Annotated in this window: 4 protein-coding genes and 11 tRNA genes; 1 reads left to right on the top strand and 14 read right to left on the bottom strand. The window is 43.3% G+C overall.

The window, feature by feature from the left end; genetic code table 11:
- Window positions 1-83 precede the first annotated feature (83 nt).
- The 4 genes from QUA02_RS32930 to QUA02_RS32915 all read right to left on the bottom strand — a co-directional run bounded on the left by QUA02_RS32930 (window position 84) and on the right by QUA02_RS32915 (window position 1,169).
- Window positions 84-157: transfer RNA gene (locus tag QUA02_RS32930), tRNA-Arg, on the bottom strand.
- Window positions 158-465: 308 nt separating this feature from the next.
- Window positions 466-538: transfer RNA gene (locus tag QUA02_RS32925), tRNA-Arg, on the bottom strand.
- A 66-nt stretch (window positions 539-604) separates the two neighbouring features.
- Window positions 605-675: transfer RNA gene (locus QUA02_RS32920), tRNA-Gly, on the bottom strand.
- A 50-nt stretch (window positions 676-725) separates the two neighbouring features.
- Window positions 726-1,169 (bottom strand): retroviral-like aspartic protease family protein, encoded by a 444-nt coding sequence (locus QUA02_RS32915; protein WP_333033917.1) that lies wholly within the window; start codon window positions 1,167-1,169, stop codon window positions 726-728.
- Between the two features lie 103 nt (window positions 1,170-1,272).
- On the opposite strand from QUA02_RS32915, the gene QUA02_RS32910 reads away from it, so the two are divergent.
- Window positions 1,273-1,878 carry a macro domain-containing protein gene (locus QUA02_RS32910; RefSeq protein WP_333033916.1) on the top strand — a complete coding sequence of 202 codons (606 nt, stop codon included), beginning with the start codon at window positions 1,273-1,275 and terminating at the stop codon, window positions 1,876-1,878.
- A gap of 20 nt (window positions 1,879-1,898) precedes the next feature.
- On the opposite strand, the gene QUA02_RS32905 is transcribed toward QUA02_RS32910, so the two are convergent.
- The 10 genes from QUA02_RS32905 to QUA02_RS32860 all read right to left on the bottom strand — a co-directional run bounded on the left by QUA02_RS32905 (window position 1,899) and on the right by QUA02_RS32860 (window position 3,505).
- Window positions 1,899-1,970: transfer RNA gene (locus tag QUA02_RS32905), tRNA-Thr, on the bottom strand.
- A 95-nt stretch (window positions 1,971-2,065) separates the two neighbouring features.
- A tRNA-Leu gene (locus QUA02_RS32900) sits at window positions 2,066-2,139 on the bottom strand.
- Window positions 2,140-2,239: 100 nt separating this feature from the next.
- A tRNA-Leu gene (locus QUA02_RS32895) sits at window positions 2,240-2,313 on the bottom strand.
- Between the two features lie 28 nt (window positions 2,314-2,341).
- Window positions 2,342-2,417: transfer RNA gene (locus QUA02_RS32890), tRNA-Leu, on the bottom strand.
- Between the two features lie 4 nt (window positions 2,418-2,421).
- Window positions 2,422-2,495, bottom strand: a tRNA-Pro gene (locus QUA02_RS32885).
- A gap of 4 nt (window positions 2,496-2,499) precedes the next feature.
- A tRNA-Leu gene (locus tag QUA02_RS32880) sits at window positions 2,500-2,580 on the bottom strand.
- 23 nt (window positions 2,581-2,603) lie between these two features.
- Window positions 2,604-2,680 (bottom strand) — tRNA-Leu (locus tag QUA02_RS32875).
- Window positions 2,681-2,709: 29 nt separating this feature from the next.
- Window positions 2,710-2,783 (bottom strand) — tRNA-Gln (locus QUA02_RS32870).
- A gap of 35 nt (window positions 2,784-2,818) precedes the next feature.
- Entirely contained in the window at window positions 2,819-2,953 is a 135-nt protein-coding gene (locus QUA02_RS32865) for a hypothetical protein (protein ID WP_333033914.1), read from the bottom strand.
- A 3-nt stretch (window positions 2,954-2,956) separates the two neighbouring features.
- Window positions 2,957-3,505 (bottom strand): hypothetical protein, encoded by a 549-nt coding sequence (locus tag QUA02_RS32860; RefSeq protein WP_333033913.1) that lies wholly within the window; start codon window positions 3,503-3,505, stop codon window positions 2,957-2,959.
- Between the last annotated feature and the right edge of the window lie 200 nt (window positions 3,506-3,705).

Below are 3,705 nucleotides of genomic sequence, written 5' to 3'. Positions count from 1 at the left end.
TGATAGTCTTACCCGATGGTAATATCTGATTGCCTCTTCTATGATACATTATTGCGTTGACAATTAATCCACCCTGCAGACAGCAGGAGCGGTAGGACTCGAACCCACAACATTCGAGGTAGAAGCTCGACACTCTATCCAGTTGAGTTACGCTCCCATGTTTTTTGTTAATGTGCGATCGCACTTTCCGTGCAAGTTATTGGAGCATTGCGTTTTCTCAGTTACTAGAGGGACTCCGCCGATGAGTTATTACACACTCTTTAAAGGATGGCTACCTTTAAGCCAACCTGCCGGGTTCAATGCACTCCTCGTTCTCAAACGCCCGCTGATTTTGACAGCGTTACCTTTCCTCTCGTACTAAAGTATGTAGGCTCCAAAGATTGGGACACGCAAAGGGCGATCGCTCTTAATATAAAAAATTATCCATTCAATGGAATCAACCTCCTTAAATTAAAGCAAAAACAACGAGAGTGGCAGGACTTGAACCCACAACATCCGCGTCCGAAGCGCGGCGCTCTATCCATTGAGCTACACTCCCATAAACCGATTTTAGATTTTAGATTTTAGATTTTGGATTGAATAAAACCTAAACCGATTTTAACCAAGCGGATAACGGGACTCGAACCCGTATCGCGAGTTTGGAAGACTCAGATGCTACCGTTGCACCATATCCGCACTTCAATTAGTTTTACCGATTGCAACTATTGAATCTCAACATACAGCCTCTACAAAATTGTCAAGTAAGTTTGCGTTGGACTGATGGGTAAAATTATTAACCGCTGATTTTTCAAATCTAATTCAATTCCCAACGCTTCCAGAGGAATCACGCCTAATAGAGGATTCATACCTCCCGGCAATTCCAAACACTCAAACGTTCCTTCGCGTCCTACCAAAGAAATTTTAGCATCCTGAAAAATTCTGGCTTTCCCAATACCATTAGCCGTCTCTACATCCACTTCTTTGAGCAGCGACAAACCGAGTTGGGCAATAATCTGCGGTGGTAAGCAAAGGGTGGTTGCTCCTGTATCAACTAGCACATTATCCAGAGTCACGGAACGTACTTGTTCTGCAGGGATGATCCCGCGTTCTACATTAGCCTGGTCGATCCGGTTAGTGACGGTCAGTGCGGTAATAATTTTGCCCATTGAGGTGTTGTCAGTTACTAGCATAGTTTAACCTTGAACTAATCTACCTCGATTATGGCAAATTTTTGGAAAAATCAGTGCGATCGCCCTTAGCTATTTGCTAAACTAGCGCTCGGAGATAAAACATATGAAACTGATACTTACAGCACCCAATCCCGAACTATTCGCGGCATTCCAAGAACATTTTTTCTACTTACCCAATCTCGAAATTACCAACAAATGTTTCGAGGATTTAACCGAGTATGACTGTTTGGTGAGTCCCGCTAATTCATTTGGCATGATGGATGGCGGTATCGACGCAGCTATCGTTGGTTTTTTCGGTTATTCTCTGATGGTTAGGGTTCAGGAGCATATCTTGGAAGACTATTTAGGCGAACAGCCTGTTGGCACGTCATTCATCATCGAAACTCACCATCCCAAACATCCTTTTCTCGCTCATACTCCCACCATGCGCGTACCTATGTCTGTTGTGGGTACAGACGTTCCGTATGTGGCAATGTGGGCAATGCTATTAACAATTCGGCGCTACAATCAACACGCAGAACGTAAAATTGAGAGTGTTGTTTGTCCGGGTTTAGGAACGGGGATAGGCAGAGTTCCTTATCGCGAAGCCGCGCGGCAAATGGCACTGGCTTACGACTATTTTGTTTATCCCACGCCGTATGTAAACTGTTTTGTTGCCGCAGAACGACAACTGCAAATTTGGGAAGGTGGCGATCGCAATTCTGCCTAAATAGCGATCGTATTTTCCCAAGCAGGTGACAGGAGTTGAACCTGCAAGAAAGCTTTACAAGAGCCTCATGTTGCCAATTACATCACACCTGCATTTTTGGTGGCGGGGGCAGGAGTTGAACCTGCTATTAAGAGGCTTATGAGACCTCCAAGCCTACCCAGGCTACTTCACCCGCGATGTCACCAAATACCCCTGACTGGCATCGAACCAGCACTAACTAGATCCTAAATCTAGCGCCTCTACCGATTGGGCTACAGGGGCAAAGTTTCACTTGGCGATTCCCTACTAGCTGCGCCGCGCGTACTTTTTTCCTAAACTTTTCTAAACACTGTAACTTCCTCCTCTATTTATTAAGAATTCATGCTCTCGACAGGATTTGAACCTGTAAAAAACTAGGCTCTCGACCTAGCGCGTCTGCCGTTCCGCCACAAGAGCAAATAGCAGAAATTGGCTGTTAGCCAAATACCCCTGACAGGCCTCGAACCTGCAAAAAACACTCGTTCTGAGCGAGTGATGTTTTCCAATTACATCACAGGGGTAAAGTCGGGATAGCAGGATTTGAACCTGCAACCTTCGGCTCCCAAAGCCGCCGCGCTACCAAGTTGCGCCACATCCCGTTCATGCTCCTGGTGAGACTCGAACTCACAATCAAAATAGAACAGATTTTAAGTCTGCCGCGTATGCCAATTCCGCCACAGGAGCAAGTAGAAACTTACTTGAAAATTTGGTACTCCTGGTGAGATTTGAACTCACACAACACAATTTTTGAAATTGCGGCCTCTGCCAATTGGGCTACAGGAGTGTAATTAACCTGCTTTGGTAATAGCAGAACTGGGAAGGCAGGGATCGAACCTGCATTTTGCCACTTTCAAAGAGCGGTGCCATACCGATTAGGCGACTTCCCAATAACATTTACTCAATTTACTAAATATTTAAATATTTAATATTTTTTCTTTTGGTTCCAATATCCTCTTGGCGGTTTCTGAATTCCATAAGTCTTACACCATTTTTCTATTGCCTTGCCACTGACACCAAACTCTTTTGCTAAGCAAGTGGTTGGTTTTTCCCAGAGCATTTTTTATAGCTCCTCTTTAGAGGGACGCTCAACTTTTCTGGCTTTCATATGAGAAACTCTTTTGTTCTGGTGAGCTATGTAATTATTTGCTTCCGGCTCTCTGCGTTTACTTCCATAAGTTTCAGTTTTTCTGTGACAGTTAGGGCAAAGAAATCTCAGATTCTCTTGCCTATTATCTTGCCAATTTCCATTGATGTGATCGATGTCTAAAACTAATTTATTTCCTAACCATTCATTTTGCACCAAACATTTATTGTTTTCACATTTATACTCTCTCCCAATCTCCATTAACGCTCTTCTAAGTTGGAATGTTGGTGTTCTTTGATTGCGCGAACTTAGAACCAAAATTTCTTGGCAATGCTTTTTGGGATTAAGCCCTTCCAAACTTTGATCGGATTGTTTAAAGTGAGAGGTATCAATACCCAACTCTTTAATCCGCTTACTTATGTGACCATGACTTCCACCACCTGCTATACCAAGTTGCCTTAAAACCCCACTGATAGAAAATGAATGTTTAACAGCTTCTTCTAAGATTTCTTTGGTGTATTTCATAAAAAGTGTAGAACTCAAGTAATTATTATTATAAATGAGCTCGGCACCAAGCTTTACCAACTTTTTAACGTTGTGTAAAATGGCTGCCCCAGTAGGACTCGAACCTACAACCTAGCGGTTAACAACGGGAGCATGTCACTTTTGCGATAAGTATTTATACTTGTGCAGTTTTTCGAGGTCTACCAATTAAGCCATTTAAG

This window comes from Microcoleus pseudofavosus SVA1_A4 (genome assembly GCF_036700565.1).
GTDB lineage: Bacteria > Cyanobacteriota > Cyanobacteriia > Cyanobacteriales > Microcoleaceae > Microcoleus.
This window is presented reverse-complemented; position numbering and strand designations above follow the sequence as displayed.